This is a genomic window from Planctomycetota bacterium (assembly GCA_035574235.1).
Classification (GTDB): Bacteria; Planctomycetota; MHYJ01; order MHYJ01; family JACPRB01; genus DATLZA01.
In genome coordinates this window covers 1-21911 of the sequence record DATLZA010000026.1, presented here as the reverse complement: position 1 = coordinate 21911, position 21911 = coordinate 1, and the positions used below count along the sequence as shown (strand labels likewise).

Annotated in this window: 17 protein-coding genes; 10 read left to right on the top strand and 7 right to left on the bottom strand. The window is 68.2% G+C overall.

Annotation, left to right across the window (positions count from 1 at the left end):
- Nucleotides 1-3: 3 nt before the first annotated feature.
- From VNO22_02240 to VNO22_02225, 4 genes are all read left to right on the top strand, one after another.
- Nucleotides 4-1791, top strand: a complete 1788-nt coding sequence (locus VNO22_02240; protein HXG60170.1) for a DUF1998 domain-containing protein — start codon at nt 4-6, stop codon at nt 1789-1791.
- Nucleotides 1788-2570, top strand: coding sequence for a DISARM system phospholipase D-like protein DrmC (drmC, locus tag VNO22_02235; protein HXG60169.1), 783 nt, complete (start codon nt 1788-1790; stop codon nt 2568-2570). Before VNO22_02240 ends, drmC begins: the two co-directional genes overlap by 4 nt.
- Nucleotides 2571-2605: 35 nt before the next feature.
- The gene (locus tag VNO22_02230) at nt 2606-3577 is read left to right on the top strand and encodes a nucleotide-binding protein (protein HXG60168.1); all 972 of its coding nucleotides are present in this window, start codon (nt 2606-2608) and stop codon (nt 3575-3577) included.
- Between the two features lie 421 nt (nt 3578-3998).
- Nucleotides 3999-4409, top strand: a complete 411-nt coding sequence (locus VNO22_02225; GenBank protein ID HXG60167.1) for a hypothetical protein — start codon at nt 3999-4001, stop codon at nt 4407-4409.
- 284 nt (nt 4410-4693) lie between these two features.
- Here VNO22_02225 and VNO22_02220 read toward each other — a convergent pair whose 3' ends face one another.
- Complete coding sequence (locus VNO22_02220) at nt 4694-5974, bottom strand: PQQ-binding-like beta-propeller repeat protein (protein HXG60166.1); 1281 nt, start codon at nt 5972-5974, stop codon at nt 4694-4696.
- A gap of 139 nt (nt 5975-6113) precedes the next feature.
- Here VNO22_02220 and VNO22_02215 point away from each other — a divergent pair, with 139 nt between their 5' ends.
- Complete coding sequence (locus tag VNO22_02215; protein ID HXG60165.1) at nt 6114-7019, top strand: alpha/beta hydrolase; 906 nt, start codon at nt 6114-6116, stop codon at nt 7017-7019.
- A gap of 60 nt (nt 7020-7079) precedes the next feature.
- Here the strand turns inward: VNO22_02215 and VNO22_02210 are convergent, their stop codons facing one another.
- Both VNO22_02210 and VNO22_02205 read right to left on the bottom strand, forming a co-directional pair.
- Complete coding sequence (locus tag VNO22_02210) at nt 7080-8258, bottom strand: GDSL-type esterase/lipase family protein (GenBank protein ID HXG60164.1); 1179 nt, start codon at nt 8256-8258, stop codon at nt 7080-7082.
- Between the two features lie 10 nt (nt 8259-8268).
- Nucleotides 8269-9642: a Gfo/Idh/MocA family oxidoreductase gene (locus VNO22_02205; protein ID HXG60163.1), complete on the bottom strand. Its 1374-nt coding sequence runs from the start codon at nt 9640-9642 to the stop codon at nt 8269-8271.
- A gap of 121 nt (nt 9643-9763) precedes the next feature.
- Here VNO22_02205 and VNO22_02200 point away from each other — a divergent pair, with 121 nt between their 5' ends.
- From VNO22_02200 to VNO22_02190, 3 genes are all read left to right on the top strand, one after another.
- Complete coding sequence (locus VNO22_02200) at nt 9764-10933, top strand: formylglycine-generating enzyme family protein (GenBank protein ID HXG60162.1); 1170 nt, start codon at nt 9764-9766, stop codon at nt 10931-10933.
- Nucleotides 10934-11016: 83 nt separating this feature from the next.
- Entirely contained in the window at nt 11017-14247 is a 3231-nt protein-coding gene (locus VNO22_02195; protein ID HXG60161.1) for a DUF1553 domain-containing protein, read from the top strand.
- A gap of 15 nt (nt 14248-14262) precedes the next feature.
- The gene (locus VNO22_02190) at nt 14263-15720 is read left to right on the top strand and encodes a DUF1501 domain-containing protein (protein HXG60160.1); all 1458 of its coding nucleotides are present in this window, start codon (nt 14263-14265) and stop codon (nt 15718-15720) included.
- Between the two features lies 1 nt (nt 15721).
- On the opposite strand, the gene VNO22_02185 is transcribed toward VNO22_02190, so the two are convergent.
- Nucleotides 15722-16567: a hypothetical protein gene (locus VNO22_02185; protein HXG60159.1), complete on the bottom strand. Its 846-nt coding sequence runs from the start codon at nt 16565-16567 to the stop codon at nt 15722-15724.
- Between the two features lie 97 nt (nt 16568-16664).
- Between VNO22_02185 and VNO22_02180 the strand changes: the two genes are divergently transcribed.
- Together VNO22_02180 and tsaD are read left to right on the top strand one after the other, a co-directional pair.
- Nucleotides 16665-17990, top strand: coding sequence for a S41 family peptidase (locus tag VNO22_02180; protein ID HXG60158.1), 1326 nt, complete (start codon nt 16665-16667; stop codon nt 17988-17990).
- A gap of 1 nt (nt 17991) precedes the next feature.
- On the top strand, nt 17992-19002 hold the full coding sequence (gene tsaD / locus VNO22_02175; protein ID HXG60157.1) for a tRNA (adenosine(37)-N6)-threonylcarbamoyltransferase complex transferase subunit TsaD: 1011 nt from the start codon (nt 17992-17994) through the stop codon (nt 19000-19002).
- 18 nt (nt 19003-19020) lie between these two features.
- Here tsaD and VNO22_02170 read toward each other — a convergent pair whose 3' ends face one another.
- The 3 genes from VNO22_02170 to VNO22_02160 form a co-directional block, all read right to left on the bottom strand.
- Nucleotides 19021-19926, bottom strand: coding sequence for a peptidylprolyl isomerase (locus VNO22_02170; GenBank protein HXG60156.1), 906 nt, complete (start codon nt 19924-19926; stop codon nt 19021-19023).
- 37 nt (nt 19927-19963) lie between these two features.
- On the bottom strand, nt 19964-21355 hold the full coding sequence (locus tag VNO22_02165) for a sulfatase (GenBank protein HXG60155.1): 1392 nt from the start codon (nt 21353-21355) through the stop codon (nt 19964-19966).
- Between the two features lie 60 nt (nt 21356-21415).
- The coding region (locus VNO22_02160) for a hypothetical protein (GenBank protein ID HXG60154.1) at nt 21416-21911 on the bottom strand (496 nt) is incomplete at its 5' end.

Genomic DNA, 21911 nt, shown 5'->3' with positions numbered 1-21911 from the left:
AGGATGAATTCCGTGGGACAGATCCGCCGGAGCCAGCTCATAACGACGTTTGGACCAGGAGCTCTGATCGATTTACCGAAGGATTCCGCCATTGTGGGCGGACTGGACGTGTGGCCGGAGGAGGGCAAGCTGGAGGAGATCCAGGAACCGCGGCTGGCCCGGAAAATCGCCGCGCTGATGAAGATGTCCGCGGTTCGACTTTATGCCCCCCCGGCGTCCTCCGACGATCCGCGCGCGATGAAGCCGGTCGTGGTTTTCAGGTTTCCCGAATGGTTTCTGGTTCAGGAGAAGGGGCCGCGGGACGAGCGGGTCTTGTCCCGCCGGCTCGTCCATCGGAAGGTGCTTGACAGGAATAATCAATTCGACGGTCTTCCGACCGTGGCCATTCGTTTCGTGCGCGCTTGTCCGCGCGGGCATGTGGACGACATCGACTGGTATGGCTACGTCCATGGTCAGGGCGATCCCTGCAAGGGGCAGCTCTGGCTGGACGAGCGGGGGATCAGCGGGGGCCTGGGGGATCTGGTGGTGCGGTGCGCGAGCTGTGGGAAGTCGAGGAACCTTCAAGAGGCTTCGAAGTTGGAACTCAATCCCCTGGGTACCTGCCGGGGAGCGCGGCCCTGGCTGGGGCCGGGGGGGGCGGAAGGATGCAACCAGCCGAGCCGGCTTCTGAATCGTACGGCCTCGAATGCCTATTTTCCCCAAGTCATGAGCGTTCTTTCCTTGCCGGATCGCTCGTCGAAGGTGGACGAGGTGGTTCGGGAGTTCTGGGAGTATCTTCAGATCGTGGACGGTCCGGCCGAGCTGGCGGTCCTCAAGAAGAAGCCCAGGATTTCGGAGAGGCTCCTGCCCTTTTCGGATTCCGAGGTCCTGGAGGTGATCCGCCGGGCCAAGGAGGGTGTCGGCGGGGATCGGCCGATCAAGGAGGTGGAGCTGGAGGCGATCCTGGCCGCGCCGGAGGGGTTTGGGGAGGATGTCCCCGTCAACCCCGACTTCCATGCCCGCCGTCTCCCGGACCGGTGTTGGCGGCAACCGGGGGAATTCGATGGTATCGATGCCGTAATTCAGCTTCACCGCCTGCGGGAGGTGACGACCCTCATCGGCTTCACCCGCCTGGAGGCGGAGCTGCCGGACCTCCAGGGAGAGTACGAGACGGACGTTCAGCGGGCCTCGATCGCCTCTGAGCCGTCCTGGTTCCCGGCGGTGGAGAACCGCGGGGAGGGGATCTTTCTCCAGTTCCGGACGCAGGCGGTTCGGACCTGGCTGGAACGGCCGGGGGTGAGACGTCGCCTGGAATCCCTGATGAGGGGTCACCAGAGATGGACGGATGGTCGCCGGAGCAAGCGTCTTTTCCCCGGCGGTCCCTACATTCTATTGCACAGTCTCTCGCATGTTCTGATCCAGTCCCTGGCGATGCGCTGCGGCTATCCGGCGAGTTCCATTCGCGAGCGCATCTATGTGGATCTGAAGGGCGATCGCTATGGGCTTCTCCTGTACACCAGCAGCTCGGACGCCGAGGGGACGCTGGGGGGACTGGTTCATCAGGGGAGGTACATGGCGGGGCATCTCCGGCAGGCGCTTCGGTCGAGCGAGTTGTGTTCCAACGACCCCATCTGCGCCCATCATGCCCCAGGGGAGAGCTTGGAGGGAAGGTGGTTGCTGGGGGCGGCCTGTCACGGCTGTCTTCTGGTAGCGGAGACGTCGTGCGAGATGAGGAACGACTATCTGGACCGGGCGCTCCTGGTTCCTGTTATCGGCTTGACGGACGCCGCCTTCTTCGAGTCGGCCGGATGATGGAGTATCTCTTCGAACTTCCTTCGCACCTCCGGGACCGCTTGGCGGACGCCCTGGAGGCAGGGTTGGTGGATCTGTCCTCGTCTCCCGTATCGGTGGGTTCGGCGCTGGGCGACGTTTCGGGGGTGGAAGGGGTCGCCGGCGCTCTGAGAGAGTTTCAATGTCTGGGCGTTTCCCCATCGGCTGCGGCGGCGCTGATCCGGGCGGCCGGAAAGACGGCCGCGCGGGTTCGCAGGCCGGACCTGGTCTGGTCCGGTCCTGAGGTGCCGGGTCTTCATGCCCGGCAGACTCGTCGGGTCTACGAGGAGCTTCTCGGTTCGGCCGAGCGCTCGCTTTGGATCAGCACGTTTGTGTTTTTTGACGGTCCCAGAGCCTTCGAGGTCCTGGCGCGCCGGATGGAGGCGAAGCCGGGCTTGCAGGTGACGCTTTTGATGAACATCCAGCGGCGGAAGGGGGAGCTGGGGCCGCCGGGAGATCTCGTGCGTCGTTTTGCTGACCGATTCTGGACGAGCGACTGGCCGGGGGCACGTCGCCCGAGGGTTTTCTATGATCCCCGCGCGCTGGATGCGGAGGGTCCAGGGGGTGTTCTTCATGCCAAGGCGGTGCTGGCGGACGAGGAGACGGTCTTTGTGACGTCGGCGAATCTGACGGAAGCCGCTCTGGAGCGGAACATCGAGCTGGGGCTCCTGGTTCGGGACCGGGCTTTGGCGATCACCCTCGGGACGCACTTCCAGACACTTATCGAACGAAGTGTGCTTCTGCCTCTTCCCATGGTGTAAAGGACGAGAAGGTGCCCGCGAGAGGAAGCGATTCGGTGAACGAGAATGCCGTGGCCAAACCGGATCCCAGGAAGGTTTTTGTGATTCACGGCCGGAACGAGGGACTTCGGGAAAGCATGTTTGAGCTTCTCAGGCGCGCCGGACTGGAGCCGCGCGAATGGAACAGCCTCGTCAACGAGACGGGTCATGGGAGCCCCTACAACCTGGAGGTCGTGACGGCGGGGCTGGCGGGGGCGGTGGCGGTGGTCGCGCTGTGGAGCGGCGATGATCTCGCGCGTCTCCGTCCCGATCTTGACGTTGGCGGGCGGTCCGCCGAGCAGGAGCAGAGGCAACCGCGCCCGAACGTTCTCCTGGAGACGGGTATGGCGCTGGGGATGAAACGGGCAAACGTCGTCATCGTGCGTGTGGGCGAGATCCGGAGCGTGAGCGACGTGGATGGTCTGAACTATGTGGTGATTCAGGATGGAGACCAGAAAGACACGGAGGGTCGGAAGAACCTTCTTGATCGTCTCAAGGCCGTTGGAGCCGCCGTGGACATCGATGGGAAGAGCGACTGGATGAGTGCGGGTAACTTCAAGGACGAGTTGCCTCCGGCGATTTCTCGCGCGGCGTCGACCAATTCTGCGCTGCGGAAAGCTGCGTCTTCGGGTGCCGTGCAGGTTGTCGGGTACGAGATTATGACGTCAGGATTCCCTAGAAGGAACACGGCCCTCAAGAAAATTGTCTTGAAGAACGCTTCCGCCGACCACATCTGGCGGGTGCGGCTCAAGGTCACGTACTACACCCACAAGGGTTTCATGGGCTCCCGGAGCTTTGCTCTCGGAGACGAAACGACGCATCCTCCCATCCTGCCCAAGGGGGCGACCGTCACGTTCAGTTATTGGAAGCGGAGCCGCAAGGGAGCCATGCCTCCGGATGTGCGCTATCTGGAATGCACGCTCACGGAGATCGCCGGTAACGCCGTGCGGGCCTCGATCGAGGTTGAGGAGTATGATGAAGTCGCATGAACGTGTCTCTGGGGCTTATCGCCGCTTGGGCCTGCTCTCCCGAAATTAAGGGCACGATAAATCTCAGGGTTTAAGATTCTTGGATCCGGAGCGAAGCAAGAAGCGGTTCCGGGAGGGGCAGACCGTCCGGTTCCGGTCCGGCGCTCGCATGACGGAGAGCGTGCCCCTTCGGGCCTGGAATGGGGGGTGTTTCAATAGTTCCGGTCGGCGCGGATGAAGCAACGTTTCCTTCGTGCGCCACGGGCTCGTTTGGCTCCCCAAGGGGGACGGCGGGCGAAGAGGGGAAACTCTGGGTGTGACGAGGAGCGGGAAAACGCTGATCCGGTCGGAAGACTGACATATTCATTCGGTGGCCCCCAATGGGGAGCGACCTGTATGTGGGCATTCGGTCGGACGTGTTGCACGACGGGAGGATCGTAGAATGTATTTGTTCAAAACGTCTAAGGATACGATAGGCGGCGTTCTTCAAAACCGTGTCCATGCGTATGCGGGATGTCCTGATCCGTGGGCTAAAGGGGAGATAATCCTCATCAGCAAGAACCGAAGTGATTGTGATCCGGGTGAGCGGCAGATCCAATTTGTCACCCGTTTCCGCGACGTTCGGAGAGCGCTTCCTGGAGAAATTTCGAAGTACTGGGGTCCCAGCAACGAAGGCCGGTGGACATATATTATCGAATGCGAGGATTTTGAAGAATTGAAGCCGCCCTTCGATCTCGCCGATGTGATTGGACCCAGGGCACCGGCGTATTATGAGGTCAGATCATTCAAGCGACTTGACCCTAGAGACGAGCAAGACATTCTGGCGTTTCTCGCTAAGCAAGGCATACCCTGATGGTCCTTCGGTCTCGGTCTTTCCGGGGCCTGGTTTCCGACAGGGGGAGCGCCACGAGAAATCTCAGAGTTATAGCGCACCCGATTTCCTTGGACACTGGAGAAGACAGGGTAGAGCAGGGCCAAGGAAGAAAGGTGCATGACGGGGACGAGGGGCAACCGGACGCCCGCGTCCTGCGGGCGAGTCCCAGGAGAACACCCTCCCGAGTCGAGGACAGCGACCGGCCCCCAAGAGGCCGGCCGCAGGCGTGAAAACGGCGAGGAGGCCCGGGCGCCGTCAAGGTCTCACGGCGCGCGGCGCTCGATCCGGTAAAGATGCGTGTCCGTCCGGAGAAAGAGCGCCCGCCCCGATACCGCCGGGGACGCGATGACCACGCCGTCGATCCGATTCTCGGCGATCTTCTCAAAGGAGGCCCCCGGACGGATCACGGTCGCCTTGCCCTCGCGGCCGAAGAAATAGAGCCGTCCCGCCGCCAGGACTGGAGACGCCAGGTGCCCCTCGCCCAGCCGCGCCTGGAAACGCACCTCGCCCGTTTGGGCGTCCGCCGCCGTCAAAATCCCTTCGTCGGACGTCCAATAGAGGAGATTTCCCGCCAGGATCGGCGACGACATGACCGGCACGCCTTTCTCCGCGCGCCATACGACCGCCGAGGGCGCCAGCTCCCCTTCGCCCTCCGCACGGACCGCCAGCAGGTGCGGCCTCATGCAGCCCGTGCTGAAGTACACCTTCCCGTGTCCGAACACCGGCGCCGAACCGATCGAGAATCCGTCCCCGTGCCGCAGCCGCCAGGCCTCGCGCCCCGTGCCCGGCTCGTACGCGGCGATCCAGTGGGGCCCCACCGCGACCAGCCGGCGGCGCCCTCCCGCCTCGATCCGAATCGGCGTGGAGAACGACTTCCGGGTGTTGGGGTGGCCCGTCCGGACCGGCGGCCGATCCGTCTTCCACACGGTCCCGCCGGTCGCGGGATCGAGCGCCGTTACGAACTGCGCGTCGCGTCCGTCCCGAACGAGGACGAGAAACCCCTCTTCGAAGGCGAGCGAACTTCCCGGTCCCACCTGGTGGTCCAGGGGGATGCGCTTCTCCCAAAGAACTTTTCCGGTCGCCGGATCCAGACACCAGGTCCCCCACCCGCCGAAGTCGACGAAGAGCCGGCCGGGCGTCACCACCGGCGTCGGCGTGGCCCAGCTGTTGAGCCAGTGAACGGGATCGGGCCCGTCGATTTCCCGGAGCGGGGTCTCCCAGAGGATCCTGCCGGAGTCGGCGTCCACCCCCGCGGCCCCGAGGGCCACGTGCTCGGCGACCTGCATGTCGTCGGGACCGATGCGCGTCCGCCGCACCCCGCGCTCGCGCGCGAAGGTGACGAAAAGACGGCCCCCCTGAAGCACCGGCGAGGATCTCCCCCGCCCGGGAAGCGCGATCTTCCAGGCGACGTTTTTCCCCTCGCCCCATTCGACGGGCGGATCCGCGTCCGCCGGGGCGACGCCGTCTCCGCCGGGCCCGCGAAAGCGCGGCCAGTCGCCCCCGCTCTGCGCGAGCACCAGAACCGCCGCCCAGAAAACCGTCATGCCGGCCTCCCTCGTGCGAACCGACCGGCTACTATACCCCGGGAGCGCCGGGCGATTTCAGAAAAGAAGTCCCCGCCGCTCCCGAATCCGGCGTACTGTCCGGAGAGAGGTCGAAGCTCCAAATGCGGGAGGATCCATCATGAGAACCTTCGCCGTTTGGCTCCTGGGCGCCGCCGCCGCGTTCGCGCTCCAGGATCCCGGCCCCCGGCCGCCGGACGACGTCCTCTTCGAACGCGACGTCGTGTACGGGAAGGGAGGCGGCGAGGATCTCAAGCTCAACCTGGCCCGGCCGCGGTCCGTGGAGGGGCGGCCCTTCGATCCCGCCGAGCATCGGCTCCCCTGCGTCGTGGTGATCCACGGCGGCGGCTGGGCCGCGGGCCGGAAGGAAGCTCACGATACCCTGACCTGGGAATTCGCCCGGCGCGGATACGTCTCCGCCACGGTCGGCTACCGCCTCGTCCCGAAGGCGCTCTTTCCGGCCCAGATCGAGGACGTCAAATGCGCCGTCCGCTTTCTGCGCGCGCACGCCGAAAAGTACGGCATCGACCGGGATCGGATCGGCGCGATGGGGTTTTCCGCGGGAGGCCACCTTTCGATGATGCTCGGCGTGATGGGGAAGGGGGACGGACTGGAGGGCGACGGGGGCTGGGCCGATCAGCCCAGCCAGGTGCAGGCGGTGGTGAATTTCTTCGGACCCACGGACTTCGTCTCGGCCGATTTCCCGGAGGCCAGCCGCGGGATCGTCGCCCGGTGGATCGGCGGCTCGCGCCAGGAAAAGCCGGAAGAGTACCGCCGGGCTTCGCCGATCACCTACGTTTCGAAAGGCGACGCGCCCATTCTGCACTTTCAGGGCACCAAGGACGCGCTGGTTCCTCACAGCCAGGTCTACGCGATGGTGGACGCGATGACGGCGGCGGGCGTGCCGGGGCGGGCCGACCTAATCGTGGGCGCCGGCCACGGCTGGGGTCCGCCGGAACTCGCGCGGACGCTCGAGGCGACCTACGCGTTCTTCGACCGGCATCTGAAACCGGGCGGCAAAAAGTAGCGCGGTTTCACGGCCACGGCCCCAGGCCGACCCCTCGTGCCGCGTCGCGCGACGCGGGTCTCAGCGCCCGGCCTTCTCGATCGCGGAAAGGACCGTCCCGGCGACGGTTTCGTGACCCGCGGGTCCCAGGTGGGCCCGGTCGCGGCAGAAAAGCTTTTCGCGCTCCGCTTCGGGGACGGCATGAAAGGCCTTCTCCAGGTCGGCCAGGCCCGCCCGCCGATCCGCCGCCGCCGAGCGCACCGCTTCCGCCAGGGGAGACATCGTCGTCCACCGATCGAGGGCCGGACACGTCGTCAGGAGGAGCACATCCGCCCGGCCGCCCGTGGCCCGGCGGACGCGGTCGACCGCCTCCTGCAGCGTCTCGCGGAACTCCTCGCCCCGCATCCCCGCGTCCCAGTCGTTGTACCCGTAGAGGATCGTCACAAGATCCGGTTCAGGCGCCTCGGCGCGCCACCGCGGCAGGAGCACCAGCCCCTGGCGGAGCTGCGTGCCGCCGATCGCGGGGTTGATCAGGCGCACCTCCGAGCCGTACTTCTCCTTGAGCCGCGCGGCCAGGAGGGTGGGCCAGTTGACGGGCTTGTTGGCCCAGTGCTGAAAGTCGGTCAGCGAATCGCCCATCGTGACGATCGTGACGGGCCGGCCCGCCTTCAGCCGCGCCAGGACCCGCTCGAGGGGCGCCCCTCCCGGAGCGGCCGGCGCGGGGCCTCGTTCGAGCGCGCCTTCGAGGCGCATCTCGTCGATCGCGTAGGAATGCGCGCCGTAGTCGCGCCAGTACCACCACTTGCCGAACCAGAGCGCGGAGAGGCGCGAGGGCGTCCGCGGACCTTTCGGGTCGAGGAAGGGAGACTTCGGCAGGACGGGCACCAGGTCTTCCCAGGCCACGTCGATCTTTCTCCACTCGGTGCCGTCGATGGGAAACATCAGGTCGTACCGGGCGGAGTAGTCTTCGTTCCAAATGAACTGGAGGCCCCCGAAGCGGCGGGAGCCGTCGCCTTTGACCCAGAAGGAGAACCCCCGCGCGCGATCCCACTCCGGGGCGCCCCGGATCGACGTCATGGCGAACACGCTCTGGCAGCCGTCGTCGAACGCGAAACGCGCCGCTCTTCCGAACTTCCCTTCCACGGTTTCGACGCGCACCTTGTCCTTGGAAAGGCGCGCCCGGAGATCGTCCATCGAATCAATGAGTTCGCCGCCCAGCGCCGCCAGCGCGAGAGCCCACGTTCCAGCGAGTCGGATCATGGGCATCCACCTAGTATTCCCGGTCCTTCTTGATTCCCGGCTCGGGGATCGGGTACTTGCCGTCCGGACCGGGCTGAAGGGGCGCGGGGGAATCGGGGCTCGTGAGCTTGTCGAGCCCGGGGGCGAACTCGTGGGGGCAGTTGAGCATCTCGTCGTAGGTCACGACGCGCCCCGTGTGGGCGGCCATGCGCCCCATGGAGGTCACCAGGCTCGCCTCGACGCCGCGCCGGACTTCGTTGTAGGGCTTGTTCTGACGGATGGCCTCGATGAGGTCCTCCCACTCGAGCTGGTAGGGATTGCGCTCGGGCTGCGGATAAGCCCAGATCAGGTCCTCGTCCTTCATGCGCTGGCTCTTGAACGTGCGCACCTTGCCGGGGGTGTGTCCCGCGGTCGAGATGACGGCGGAACCCTTCGTGCCGTGCGCGTAGCTGGCGAACTCGTTGTGGCATCCGTTCATCGTGCGGCCGTCGAGGAAGAACTTGGTGCCGTCGGCGAAGGTGTATTCGACCGAGTAGGAGTCGAAGTTCTGGTCGATCGCGTCGCCGCGGTAGTGGCGGCCGCCGGTGGCGTGGGCCTTGACCGGCCAGGCCCCCTTCATCCAGCAGCACTCGTCCACCTGATGGATGTAGAAATCGCTGAAGAGGCCTCCGCTGGCCCAGAGGAAGCTGTGGAAGCGCTGGATCTGGTACAGGAAGTCGCTCATGTTCGGAGGCTTGGGTCCGGAGAAGGCGTAGCCCACGGGCCCGTGCATGCGATACGCCCGGAGCATCAGAATCTCGCCGATCTCCCCGCCCCGGAGACGTTCGTAAAGCTCCTGCCGGCCGCGGCAGTGCCGGACCATGAGGCCCACGCCGACCTTGAGACCCTTCTTGTCCGCCTCATCGGCCAGTTGGAGCATCCGCCGGCTCGTCGGACCGTCCACGGTGACGGGCTTCTCGAGGAACACGTTCAGGCCCCTCTGGATCGCATACTGGAAGTGGACCCAGCGGAACGCGGGCGGCGTGGCGAAGATCGCCACCCCGCCGGGCTTGACGGCGTCCATGGCCTTCTGGTACGCCTCCAGGCCGATGAACTGCCGGTCCTCGGGGACGTCCACCTGCGCGGCGTATCCGTCGCGGATCTGGGAAAGACTGCGCTTGAGCCTTTGGGGGAAGATGTCCGCCATGGCCACCAGCTTGATCGGGCCGAGCTTGCTCTGGGTGGACAGCGCGTCCATCGCGGCGCCGGTGCCCCGGCCGCCGCAGCCGATGAGCGCCGCCTGAAGCTCCTCGTTCCCGGCGGGATGGACGCAGGGGATTGCGGCGCCCGGAAGCGCGGAGGCCGCCGCCACGCCGCCGGCGGCCTTGAGGAAGCGGCGGCGGGAGGGATCGTGGGATCGACGCATCGAGTGTTCCTCCAATGGGCCCGGCCATGATAGCATCGGGGAATCCGGGCGCTATCATTTGTACGCCGATCTCCGGCGGCCGGTGGCGCTCCGGTGAGCGTTCTTAGAGGATGAAGGCCCTATGATGCACCTGGCATGGCTTCTGTGTGCGGCTTCCGCGACGCAATCCGAGACGGTCGAGATCGGCGAGACGCCCTACCGGTTCGAGATCGTGAAAGTTCCCGGCGGGCGATCCCGGATCGGCAGCCTCCCCGACGAGCCCGGCCGGGATCCCGCCGAGGGACCGGCGCGGGAAGTGGATCTGGTGCCGTTCTGGATGGCGCGGACGGAAGTCACCTGGGAAGCGTTCGCCGAGTTCTTCGAGCGGCGGGAGCGCGGCCGCGTGGACGGCATCACCCGCCCTTCGAGCCCCTACGAGCCGCCGAACGGCGAGATGGGCACCGGAAAACACTCCGCGGTCGGGATGCGCTGGCATACGGCCGTGGGTTACTGCCTGTGGCTCTCCAAGCGCACGGGGCAGAAGTTCCGGCTGCCCACGGAGGCCGAATGGGAGCACGCCGCTCGGGCGGGGGCGTCCGGACCGCAGCCGGAAAAGCTCCTGGAGGCCGCCTGGGTGGCCGAGAACAGCGGCCGCAAGACGCACGTGGTGGGCACGCGGGCGCCGAACGCGTTCGGTCTCTACGACATGCTCGGCAACGTGTGGGAGTATTGCCTGGAGCCCTTCCAGCCGGGCGAATACAACCCCGTTCTTCGCGGCGGGGCCTGGGATACGCCCGCGTCGGCGGTCCGCTTCGCGCGCCGGCAGCTCGTGCTCGGCGAGTGGTACTCCCGCGACCCCAACCGGCCGCGCAGCCTGTGGTGGCTTACGGACGCGCGCTTCGTGGGCTTCCGCGTGGTCCGCATGGGCGAAGCCGGCGCGCAGAAAGCCCAGGTGGACTACCTCCCGCGCGTGGAGGTCCGCGGCCTTTCGCGCGGCGAACCGCAGAAGGGCTTCGTCCCGGTGTCCGGCGAAGTCGTCAACGCCGGCGATCGCACGCTCTGGGAGGTGGAGCTTCTGGTCTTTCACGCGAACGGGTCGGGGAAGCCGGTCTTCGAGGATCTCAAGGCCCGGCCGACCTTCAACGTCGCCTATCCGGTGCTCGTGAACTCGTTCCATCCCGGCCCGCACGCCAAACCCCTGGCTCCGGGCGAGGCGCGGCGGTTCACGGTCCTCGTCCCGGAGCCCTTCGACATCGACGAAGTTCCCGAGCAGGTCGGCGCCCGCGTGACGGGCGTCCGGCTGGCGGATTAGTCCGCTTTTCGCCCACCGAAACCGGCGCGAACGGCTAACTTTATAGAGAAAGGTCGTCCGATCCGGACTTGGGAGGCGAGCCGGTGATTCCACGTCTGCGGGCACTCCACCTCGGAGCGATGGGGGCGGCGGCGATCGCGCTTTCGGCGCCGCCGGGTTCGCCGGCGCGGCCGGATGAAAATTCGCGGCCCGCGCCGGTGAGGTTCAATCGCGACGTCCGGCCGATCCTGGCGGAATACTGTCTGGCCTGCCATGGCGCCGACTCCGCCAGCCGACAGGCGGGGCTGCGTCTGGACCGGGAGGAGGGGCTGTTCGGAACCCGGGAAGGGGCCGAGGGACCGGTGGTCGTCCGGGGCAAACCCGAGGCGAGCCCCCTCTATCAGCGCATGGTCAGCCGGGAGCGGGACTTCGTCATGCCGCCCCCCAAGGCGCACAAGCGGCCGAAGCCCGAAGAGAAAGAGCTGATCCGCCGCTGGATCGCCGAAGGCGCCGTCTGGGAGCCGCACTGGTCGTTCATCAAGCCCGTGCGTCCGCCGCTTCCGGCGGTGCGGAACGAGCGCTGGCCGCGCAATCCCGTCGACCGCTTCATCCTGGCGCGTCTGGAGGCGGAGGGGCTCTCGCCCGCGCCCGAAGCCGACCGCCGGACGCTGGCCCGGCGGGTGTCGCTCGACGCCACGGGACTTCTTCCCGAGCCGGACCTCGTGGAGGCGTTCGTGAACGATCCCGCGCCGGACGCCTATGAGCGCCTGGTGGACCGGCTTCTGGAGTCGCCCCGCTGGGGCGAGCATCGGGCGCGGTACTGGCTGGACGCCGCGCGCTACGCCGACACGCACGGCCTTCACTTCGACAACTACCGCGAGATGTGGCCGTATCGCGACTGGGTGATCGCCGCGTTCAACCGCAACCAGCCGTTCGACCGGTTCACGGTCGAGCAGATCGCGGGGGATCTCCTGCCGGAAGCCACGCGGGATCAGCTCGTCGCCACGGGATTCCACCGGTGCAACATCACCACCAACGAGGGCGGGACGATCCCCGAGGAGAATCTGGCCAACTACGCGCGGGACCGCGTGGAGACGACCTCCTGGGTGTGGCTGGGTCTCACGGCCAACTGCGCCGTCTGCCACGACCACAAGTTCGATCCCGTCACGATGAAGGACTTCTACTCCCTGGCGGCGTTCTTCCGCAACACGACGCAGGGGGCGCTCGACGGGAACATTCCGGACACGCCGCCGGTGCTCGTGATTCCGCGGCCGGCGGACGAGAAGCGCTGGGGCGAACTGGCCCGTGAAATCGAAGAGGCGCGCGCCGCGGCGGCGGAACGGAAAAAGGCGCTGCGCGCCGAGTTCGACGCCTGGGCGGCGAAGGCGCGGCCGGAGGAGTGGGACGCCGGGATCGCCGGGCTGGGAGAGCCGCTGTTCCACCTGCCGCCGGCGTCGGCCGCGGAGGAGGGGCCGGCCTCGGCGCTCGTCGGCGGAGCCCGCGTCGATCTGACCGGGCCGAAGAAGGCGCGTTGGGAAGCGGGGGGCCCGCTCGGGCCGGCGCTGGCGCTCGACGGCGAGGCGGTCTTCGACGCGCCCGGGGACGTGGGGGCGTTCGACGGGTCGGCGCCCTTCTCGTACGGCGCCTGGGTGCGCGTGGGGAAGGGGTTCGGCGGCTCGGGGGCGGTCTTCGCCCGGATGGACGAAGGCAACGCTTATCGGGGTTGGGATCTCTGGCTCCAGGGCAACGAGTTCGGCGCTCACCTCATTCATCGCTGGCCCGATCGGGCGATCAAGGTGGTCACGACGGGCGGCCAGGCGAAGCGCGAGCAGTGGCGCCACGTCTTCGTGACGTACGACGGCTCGGGGACGGCGGCGGGCTTCCGGATCTACGTGGACGGGAAGGCCGCGCGCCTCCAGGTCGAGCAGAACGGGCTGAAGGAGACGGCCCGCGCGGAGGTCCCGTTCCGGATCGGGCGGCGCAGCCGCGGCCAGGGGGCCTCGGACGTGCGCGTCCAGGACGTGCGCCTCTACGGGCGCGCGCTCGGGCCCGCCGAGGTGGCGCGGCTGGCGGCCCAGCCCGCGGCGCGGGCGTTCCTGGCGGCTCCGGTCGAGAAGCGGGCGGCGGCCGATCGGGACCGGATCTTCGAGGCGCGCGCGGCGGGAGACGCCGAGCTCGGCCGCCTCGAGGACCGCCGGGCGGCGCTCGAGAAGGAGCGCGAGGAAATCCGCAAGCGCGCCGCGGTGGCGCACATTCAGGAGGAGAAAAAGGGCTCGATGCCCATGGCGCACATCCTGTTCCGCGGCGAGTACGACAAGCCGCGGGAGAAGGTGGGGCCCGCGGGGATCGCGGCGCTTCATCCCTTTCCGGAAGGAGCCCCGCGCAACCGGCTGGGGCTGGCGCTCTGGCTGGTGTCGCCGGAAAACCCGCTCACGCCGCGGGTGATCGTCAACCGGTTCTGGCAGGAGGTCTTCGGGGCGGGGATCGTCCGGACGAGCGAGGACTTCGGCGCCACGGGGGAGCCGCCTTCGCATCCGGAGCTTCTGGACTGGCTGGCCGTGGAGTTTCGCGACGGCGGCTGGGACGTCAAGAAGATCTTCCGGCTGCTTCTGACGTCGGCGACTTACCGGCAGGATTCGGCCGCGACGCCGGAGAAGCTCCGGAAGGATCCGGCCAACCGGCTCCTCTCGCGCGGACCGCGGTTCCGGATGGACGCGGAGATGATCCGGGACGCGGCTCTGTCGGCGGCGGGGCTGTTGTCGGCGAAGATCGGCGGTCCCAGCGTCAAGCCCTATCAGCCCGAAGGGGTCTGGGAGGCGGTGGCGATGCCGGAGAGCAACACGCGTTTCTACCGGCGGGACGGCGGGGAGGCGCTCTACCGGCGGAGCCTCTATACGTTCTGGAAGCGGCACGCCCCGCCGGCGTCGATGGAGATCCTGAACGCGCCCTCGCGGGAGGTGTCGTGCCTGCGGCGGGAGCGGACCAACACGCCGCTTCATGCGCTGGTCACCCTGAACGACCCGCAGTTCGTGGAGGCGGCGCGGGCGCTGGCGCAGCGGGCGCTGCGGCAGGCGCGGGGCGCGGGGGACGCGGCGGTTCTGGACGTCCTGGCGCGGCGGGCTCTGGCGCGCCCGCTTTCGGCGGCCGAGGCGGCCGTCGTGCTGCGGACGCTGGAAGGGTTGCGGGCGCACTACCGGGCCCGTCCGGAGGGAGCCCGGGCGCTCCTCGGAGTGGGGGAGCATCCGGCGGATCCCGCGCTGGATCCGGCGGAGGCGGCGGCCTGGACGATGGCGGCCAACCAGATCCTGAATCTCGACGAGTTCCTCAACAAGTAGAGGCGGAGGCGGCGCATGGACGCGTGGCGCGAGTGGATCCGGTCGGAGACGCGGCGTCAGTTTCTGGCGAAGGGGGCCAACGCCCTCGGCACGGCCGCGCTGGCGCTTCTGATGGGCGAGCGGTCCGGCGCGGAGGCGCGCGACGGAGCGTCCGGGGGGCGCCTCGGGCCGCACTTCCGCCCGAAGGCGCGGAACGTCATCTACCTCCACATGGTGGGCGGTCCCGCGCAGATGGATCTTTTCGACTACAAGCCCAGGATGCTCGAGATGTTCGACAAGGACCTGCCGCCCTCGGTCATCGGCGGCCAGCGCCTGACCACGATGACGTCCGGGCAGGCGCGCTTCCCGATCGCCCCGTCGAAGTACGCCTTCGCGCGCCACGGCGAGTGCGGCATGTGGGTGTGCGAGCTTCTGCCGTGGCTTTCGAAGTGCGTGGACGACATCTGCTGGATCCGGTCCATGCACACGGAGGCGATCAATCATGAGCCGGCGATCTGCTACATGCAGACGGGCAGCCAGCTGCCGGGGCGGCCGTGCCTGGGGGCGTGGGTTTCCTACGGGCTGGGTTCGCTGAATTCCAACCTGCCGGCGTTCGTGGTGCTCGTGGCGACGCCGTCCAATCGCGAGCAGGAGCAGGCGATCTCGGCGCGCCTGTGGTCGTCGGGCTTCCTGCCGGGCGAGCATGCGGGAGTGTCGTTCCGCAGCCAGGGGGATCCGATCCTTTTCCTCAACAATCCGCCGGGCGTGCCGGCGGAGGTCCGCCGCCTCACGCTCGACGGGCTGCGGCAGCTCAACGAGATGAACTACCGCAAGGTGGGCGACCCGGAAACCCACACGCGGATTTCGCAGTACGAGATGGCCTTCCGGATGCAGGCTTCCGTGCCGGAGCTTACGCGGATCGAAGGCGAGCCGGAGAGCACGTTCGCCCTCTACGGCGAGGAGGCCCGCAAGCCCGGGACGTTCGCGCATTCGGTGCTCCTGGCCCGCCGGCTCGTGGAGCGCGGCGTGCGGTTCGTGCAGATCTACCACAACAACTGGGACCACCACGGGAACCTCGGCGGGCGCATGCCCAGCCAGTGCCGGGACATCGACCGTCCGTGCTACGCCCTGATCCGGGACCTTCAGCAGCGGGGCCTCTTCGATTCCACGCTCGTGCTGTGGGGCGGCGAGTTCGGCCGGACGATCTACTCGCAGGGGGGCCTCACCAGGGACAACTACGGCCGCGATCACCATCCGCGCTGCTTCACCATGTGGATGGCCGGCGGAGGCGCCCGCGGAGGGACGATCTACGGCGAGACGGACGACTTCAGCTACAACATCGTGAAGGATCCGGTCCACATCCGGGACCTGCACGCGACGATCCTGCACCTGCTGGGATTCGACCACGAGAAGTTCGCGGTCAAGCATCAGGGGCTGGACGCGCGCCTGACGGGGGTGGAACCGGCGCGGGTGATTCCGGCGCTCCTGGCCTGAGCTAAACGCGCGGGCGGGAGCCTTCCAGGAGGCTCAGCGCGAACTTCTCCAGAGCCGCGCCCAGCTCGCGGGCCACTTCGCGGGCGAGCGCGGCCTTGGTCTGTTCGATCTGCCGCCGCTCCTCGCGCAGGCGCTCGGCTTCCGCGTCGAGCTCGGCGCGCCGGCGGCCGAGAAGCTCCGTATCCCGGTTCATTTCCTCGCGCGCCCGCACGAGAGCCGTCATCTCGGCGTCGTAGGCGGCGATCTTGCCCTCAAGGTCCTTTTGGATCTCGTCGAGCTGCTTGGCCCGGGCGACGACGTCGAGCTGGGCGAGCCGGGCCTCGAGTTCCTGAGAGCGCTTCTTGAAGGACTCCTCCGCCGCGGCCAGGAGCTGCCGGTCGCGCTCGAGCTCCTCCTGCTCCCGGGTCATGACCTTGCGGCGGATGTTGATCTCGTCTTCGAGCTTGCGGAGCCTGTCCTCCTGCGCCGCCAGGCGGGATTCCCATTCCTTGAGGGGGCCGACCGTCTGGAGGAACTGCCCCAGGGCGGTCAGGCCGAGGTCCACCTTCTGATAGCGGGCGTTGAGGATTTCCTTGGAGCGTTCGAGCTCCGCGTCCACGATGCGGCGGGCTTCGGCCTGAAGGCGCAGGATCTCTTCGGGAGCCCCCGTGCGGGCGCGTTTTTCGGCGGCTTTGGCGGCGGCGGTCCGCTGCTGGTCGTATTCCTCCTCGAGGCGCGCCAGCTCCAGGCCCATGAGCCGGGTTTTCAGGGCCCGCAGCTCGTCGATCAGCCGGAGGAAGTCTGGAACGCGTCCGCGCTCGAAGCGTGTGGTATCGGATCCGATTCCCGTCACGGTTGCCGGCCTCATGAAGGACTCCCCTCTCCAGTAAGCCCGCCCCGGGGTTGCCGTCCGAGCTTATTATACCCTACCGTGCTATAATCCACGCGCTCGAGAGGAACGGCGCATGAACGAACGCAGGCGGTCGCTCGTCCTGGCTCTCCTGCCGGCGGTGGCCCTGGCTTTCGCCCTGGGAGGATTCGGGGCGGGGATGTCGCTCGGGTACCTGCGCTGGGGCCGGGCGGCCTCCGCGCCCGAGCTCGTCAAGATCCGGGCGGCGCTGGAGCGCGTCCGGGACCGCTATTACGCGGACGTGCCCCCGGAGACGCTCGTGGATGGGGCGCTCGAGGGCATGGTCTCCCGGCTCGATCCGTACTCGGATTATTTCACCGCGCGGGAATACCGGGAATTCCGGGAGTCCCAGCTCGAGGGAAAATTCGGCGGCGTCGGGATCATGCTGAGCCTGGATCGCGCTTCGGGATATCCGGTCGTCGAGACGCCCGTGGAGGGCACGCCGGCCTTCGAGGCGGACGTGCTCCCCGGGGACCAGATCCGGGAGGTGGACGGCGCGCCCGTCAAGGGCATGGCGCTGATGGAGATCGTCCGCCGGATCAAGGGGGAGCCGGGGACCCCCGTGACGCTGACGCTCTACCGGCCGGGTCGCGAGCCGTTCGAGGTCAAGCTCGTGCGCCGGATCATCGTGGTCAAGGCCGTCAAAGCCCGGATGCTCGAGGGCGGCATCGGATACGTCCGGATCAGCGACTTCACGGACAAGATGGTCGAACAGTTCGACGAGGAGGTGAAGAAACTCCTCGACCAGGGGGCCCGGGCGCTCGTTCTGGACGTGCGGTTCAACCCCGGGGGGCTGCTGACGGAATGCGTCGAGCTGGCGGACCGGTTTCTGGACGAGGGCGTGATCGTGACCACCCGCGGCCGGACTCCCGAGGACGAGCGGACGTTCCAGGCGCAGAAGGGGGATACGCTTCCGCCGCTGCCCCTGGTCGTGCTCGTCAACGAAGGGTCCGCCAGCGCCAGCGAGATTTTCGCGGGGGCGATGAAGGACCACCGGCGGGGGGTCCTGGTCGGCGCCCGGACGTTCGGCAAGGGGTCCGTGCAGACGCCCTTCGAGCTTCCCGGCGGCGGGGCGCTGAAGCTGACGACCGCGCGGTACTTCACTCCCCACGGGACCAGCGTTCATCGGGAGAACGGGAAGAAGGACTACGGGATCGATCCGGATTACCGGGTGGAGATGACCCGGGAGGAGTACGACGCGCTCAAGAAGCGCTGGGTGGAAGAGCGGATCGTCAAGGGGGCCGCCCGCCCGAAGGACGGACCCGACCTGCCGGATCATCAGCTGGAGGCGGCCCTGGAGGTTCTGCGCGCCCGGCTCGAAGGGCGCGAGCCCGCCGTGCGCGAGCGCCTCGTCCCCCGGCCCCCGCCTTCGGACGAGTAACATGCGAATCCTCGGGATCGAGACGTCCTGCGACGAAACGGCGGCGGCGGTCGTGGAGGACGGGAGGACCGTCCTGTCGGACGTCGTTCAGTCCCAGATCGATCTTCACCGGATCTACGGCGGCGTGGTTCCGGAAATCGCCTGCCGGGCGCACATCGAGACGATTCATCCCGTGGTGGAAAAGGCGCTCCGGGACGCCGGGATGGGCCCGGGCGACGTGGACGCCGTGGCGGTGACGTCGGCGCCGGGGCTCGTGGGGGCGCTCCTCGTCGGCGTTTCCTTCGCCAAGGCGCTGGCGCTGGCCGCCGGGAAGCCCCTCGTCGGGGTGGATCATCTGCACGGCCACCTTTACGCGGCCAAGCTCGCTTTTCCCGATCTCGAATATCCGTGCGTGAGCCTGGTCGTTTCGGGCGGCCACACAAGCCTTTATCTTTCGCGCGGCGAGATCGACCACGAGCTGCTGGGGGCCACGACGGACGACGCGGCCGGGGAGGCGTTCGACAAGGTGGCCAAGATCCTGGGGCTCGGATTTCCCGGCGGGCCGATCATCGACCGTCTCTCGCGGGGCCGGGATCCCTCCCGCGAGACGTTCAAGCGGACGCTGCCGGAGGGACTGAACTTCAGCTTCAGCGGGATCAAGACCGCCGTGCTCTACCGGGCGCGCGGCCAGGACGCCCGCGGGCCGATGGCGCTCACGGAGGAGGAGAAGGCCGACGTCGCGGCGGGGTTCCAGGAGGCGGTGGTGGACGTGCTGGTGGAGCAATCCTTCAAGGCGTGCGCGCGGACGGGGGCGCGCCGGCTGGCGGTGGGCGGCGGGGTGGCCGCCAACCGCCGGCTGCGCGAGAAGATGACGGCCCGCGCCGAACGGGAAGGGATCCGGACGTATTTCCCCCCCGCTCGCCTGTGCACGGACAACGCGGCCATGATCGCGGGCCTGGCGTACCCGCTCCTGCGGGCCGGCCGCGCGAGCGATCTCTGGCTGGACGCGGTTCCCGCCAAGGTTCGGGCCTGACCCCGGGCCTCGACACCGTCAGGCCGGATCCGGAACCTCTTCGATCGTGGCCTTTCCGCGCAGCTCCGCGAGCAGGGCGCGGAGGCGCTCGTCCCGCCGTTCGGCGAGAAAGTCCTCCCGCACGCGGTCGCGGATCCGGTCGAAGGGGACCGGCTCCGGCGGACGCCGGCCGGTGAGCTTGGCCAGATGGAAGCCGTAGGGGGAGACGAAAACGGGACTGACCTCCCCTTCGCGCAGCGAAAAGACGACCGCCTCGAATTCCTCCAGGATCTCGCCGCGCGCGAACCAGCCGAGATCGATGCCGTCTCCTTCGCCGGCGGGGGCGGAGGCGCCGTCGCGCCGGGCCCGGTCGGAGTGCTCCCGGGCCAGGGCTTCGAAGTCCTCGCCCGCCAGGGCCCGCTCCCGCAGGCCGCGCAGAAGCTCCATGGCGCGCGCGCGATCCTCGCCGCGGCCGGGATTCTTCAGGATGTGCGACGCGCGGACCTGCTCGGCCGTCCGGTAGCGCTCGAGGTTCCGGGCGTAGTAGGCTTCGAGTTCCTCGCGCGTCGGCTCCGGGCCGGCGCCGGCCACCTGCTCGATCAGCTTCTCGACCCGCAGGCGCGCTTCGAGGTCGCGGCGGATCCGGGGTTCGTCGTCGGGCGTGAGCTGGAAGGCGGCGTAGAACTTTTCCGGACCGCCGTGTTCTTCCTGGATTCGGCGAAGCGCCGCCTCGACCTCCGCCTCCGGCACGGGAGGGATCGTCCGCCGCGCCTCCTGGAGCAGGAGGGTCTGGGCGACCACGTTATCGACCGCCAGGCGGCGGAATTCGTCGTCGCGTTCGCAGCAGGACACCTGTCCGCGGTGGGCGTGGTGGGACTTGATGCCGGAAAATTCCTGCCGGACGATTTCCTCGTCGATACGCTCGCCGTTGACGATCAGCGCCATGACCTGCCTATTATAGGCCGGGGAGCGCCGCGCGGGCTCACTTTCCGTAATAGGGGAAGCGGTCCCACCGGTCGTCGTCGGGATCGGCGGCGCGGGGATCTTTCGTTTCGGACATCCAGCGGAGGAGCTCGGCTTCCAGGCGCGCGACCACGTCCGGGTGGCGCTCGGCGACGTTCTCGATCTGGTGGGGATCCCGCGCGAGGTCGTAGAGCTCGCGCGCGGGACGCTTGCCGAAGGCCAAAAGGAAGAAGCGTCCCAGATCCTGGTCGCGGCGGGCGAGGATCTGCTCCTTGGTGGGGGAGTTGTCGCAGTCCCCGAAGGGGCCGACCGCCACGTGTTTTTCGGGATCGCCGCCGGGCCAGCGGTCGGGCTTGAAGTTGCGGATGAGGAGCCACTCGGCCGTGCGGACGGCCCGGGCGGGATAGCTCAGGTCGCCTTTGCGGACGTTGGCGTGGCGCTCGCGCCCCAGGAAGACGCGCGTGCGGTCCGCGGGATCGGGGCGGCCCTCGAGGAGGGGCAGAAGACTCCGTCCGGTCATCGAGGCCGGAACGGGCAGGCCGGCGGCCTCGAGGAACGTGGGCGCGAGATCCGCGAGGCTGACGAACGGCTCCGCCGTGCGGCCGCCCTGGACGCGTCCGGGCCAGCGGATCGCCAGCGGCATCCGGGAGCCCGAATCGTAAAGGTTCGTCTTGCATCTCGGAAAGGGCATGCCGTTGTCGCTGGTGATGACGACGATCGTGTTCGAGGCCCGGCCGGAAGCCTCGAGCGCCCGGAGCAGTTCGCCCACCTGGCGGTCGAAGCGCTCGACCTCGAAATAGTAGTCCAGGAGATCTTCGCGCACCTCGGGCGTGTCCGGAAGATACGGGGGAACGGACACCTCCTCGAGCTTATATCCCGCCGCCCGGCCGGAGCCCCGCTCGTAGGGCCGGTGAGGGTCGCCCGAACCGAACCAGAAGCAGAAGGGCTTTCCGGCCGGGAGGCTCCTGAGGAAGTCGGCGAAGTTTTTGACGGACGGACCGGCCGGGTTGCGGGAACGTCCGCCGGGCCGGAAGTCGCCGGGGCCCCATCCTTTTCCCTGAAGTCCCACCGCATAGCCGGCTTTTTCGAGAAGGTCCGGGTAGACCTCGAACCGCGCCTGGAGCGTGCTCCAGAGATTCCCGCTTTCCTCGAGGCGATGGATGGCCTGCCCGGTGAGGATGGCCGCGCGGGAGGGGGTGCAGGAGGGGGAGGCGCAGAAGGCGCGGGTGAAGAGGACGCCTTCGCGGGCCACGCGATCGAAGTTCGGGGTGCGGGCGGTGCGGTCGCCGTACGCGCCGGCGTGCGGCCAGGACCAGTCGTCGGCGATGCAGAAAAGGATGTTGGGACGCGGGTCCGGTTCCGACTGCGGGGCCAGGCCGACGAGTCCCAGCGCAAGGGCGAACCACCGCATGGAGGTTTCCTCCGGCAGGTCTACTCCCGTTAAACCGTTCGTCCGCCGGCAAAGTTCCGGTCAACGCGCTTCGGCCGCGCGGAGAGCCCAGCCCGTTGAGGGATCCCGTTCCAGGCCGAGGCGCAGTCCGGCCGCCGTCGTTTCGGCCGGTCCCCGCAGGGTTTCGGTCCGGACGGCGCCGTCGGATTCGATGTCCACCTCGAGCGCGGGTTCCTGCGGCCTCCAGCGGCGCACGACGAGGGCGCGGCCGCCCGGGAATTCGATCCGGAGGCCTTCGCGCAGCTTCCGGTACAGGCCGGGACCGCGACAGGGGGCGCCGGCTTCGAGGCGCGCCTCGACGAGGCGGCGGCCGCCGTCCGTCTCCAGGACGGTGAGGGCCAGCTCCTGCCAGTTGCGGCGGTCGCCGGGGGCGAGGCCCGGGAAATCGGCGCACGGCGCCCCGCGGGCGTCGAGGACCTGAAGCGTTCCGTCGTCGGCGACCCGGAGCAGGAAATGGGCGAAGCGGGCGGTCGAGCCCGGATGAAGAGGGAGGCGCTCCGTTTCGGAGCCGGCGGGT

Excerpts from the sequence above, each read along its gene's own strand:
- VNO22_02210 (HXG60164.1), bottom strand. The coding sequence starts at position 8,258 with ATGATCCGACTCGCTGGAACGTGGGCTCTCGCGCTGGCGGCGCTGGGC.
- tsaD (HXG60157.1), top strand. The coding sequence starts at position 17,992 with ATGCGAATCCTCGGGATCGAGACGTCCTGCGACGAAACGGCGGCGGCG.
- VNO22_02180 (HXG60158.1), top strand. The coding sequence starts at position 16,665 with ATGAACGAACGCAGGCGGTCGCTCGTCCTGGCTCTCCTGCCGGCGGTG.
- VNO22_02215 (HXG60165.1), top strand. The coding sequence starts at position 6,114 with ATGAGAACCTTCGCCGTTTGGCTCCTGGGCGCCGCCGCCGCGTTCGCG.
- VNO22_02170 (HXG60156.1), bottom strand. The coding sequence starts at position 19,926 with ATGGCGCTGATCGTCAACGGCGAGCGTATCGACGAGGAAATCGTCCGG.
- VNO22_02200 (HXG60162.1), top strand. The coding sequence starts at position 9,764 with ATGATGCACCTGGCATGGCTTCTGTGTGCGGCTTCCGCGACGCAATCC.
- VNO22_02165 (HXG60155.1), bottom strand. The coding sequence starts at position 21,355 with ATGCGGTGGTTCGCCCTTGCGCTGGGACTCGTCGGCCTGGCCCCGCAG.
- VNO22_02205 (HXG60163.1), bottom strand. The coding sequence starts at position 9,642 with ATGCGTCGATCCCACGATCCCTCCCGCCGCCGCTTCCTCAAGGCCGCC.
- VNO22_02190 (HXG60160.1), top strand. The coding sequence starts at position 14,263 with ATGGACGCGTGGCGCGAGTGGATCCGGTCGGAGACGCGGCGTCAGTTT.
- VNO22_02240 (HXG60170.1), top strand. The coding sequence starts at position 4 with ATGAATTCCGTGGGACAGATCCGCCGGAGCCAGCTCATAACGACGTTT.
- VNO22_02185 (HXG60159.1), bottom strand. The coding sequence starts at position 16,567 with ATGAGGCCGGCAACCGTGACGGGAATCGGATCCGATACCACACGCTTC.
- VNO22_02225 (HXG60167.1), top strand. The coding sequence starts at position 3,999 with ATGTATTTGTTCAAAACGTCTAAGGATACGATAGGCGGCGTTCTTCAA.
- VNO22_02220 (HXG60166.1), bottom strand. The coding sequence starts at position 5,974 with ATGACGGTTTTCTGGGCGGCGGTTCTGGTGCTCGCGCAGAGCGGGGGC.
- drmC (HXG60169.1), top strand. The coding sequence starts at position 1,788 with ATGATGGAGTATCTCTTCGAACTTCCTTCGCACCTCCGGGACCGCTTG.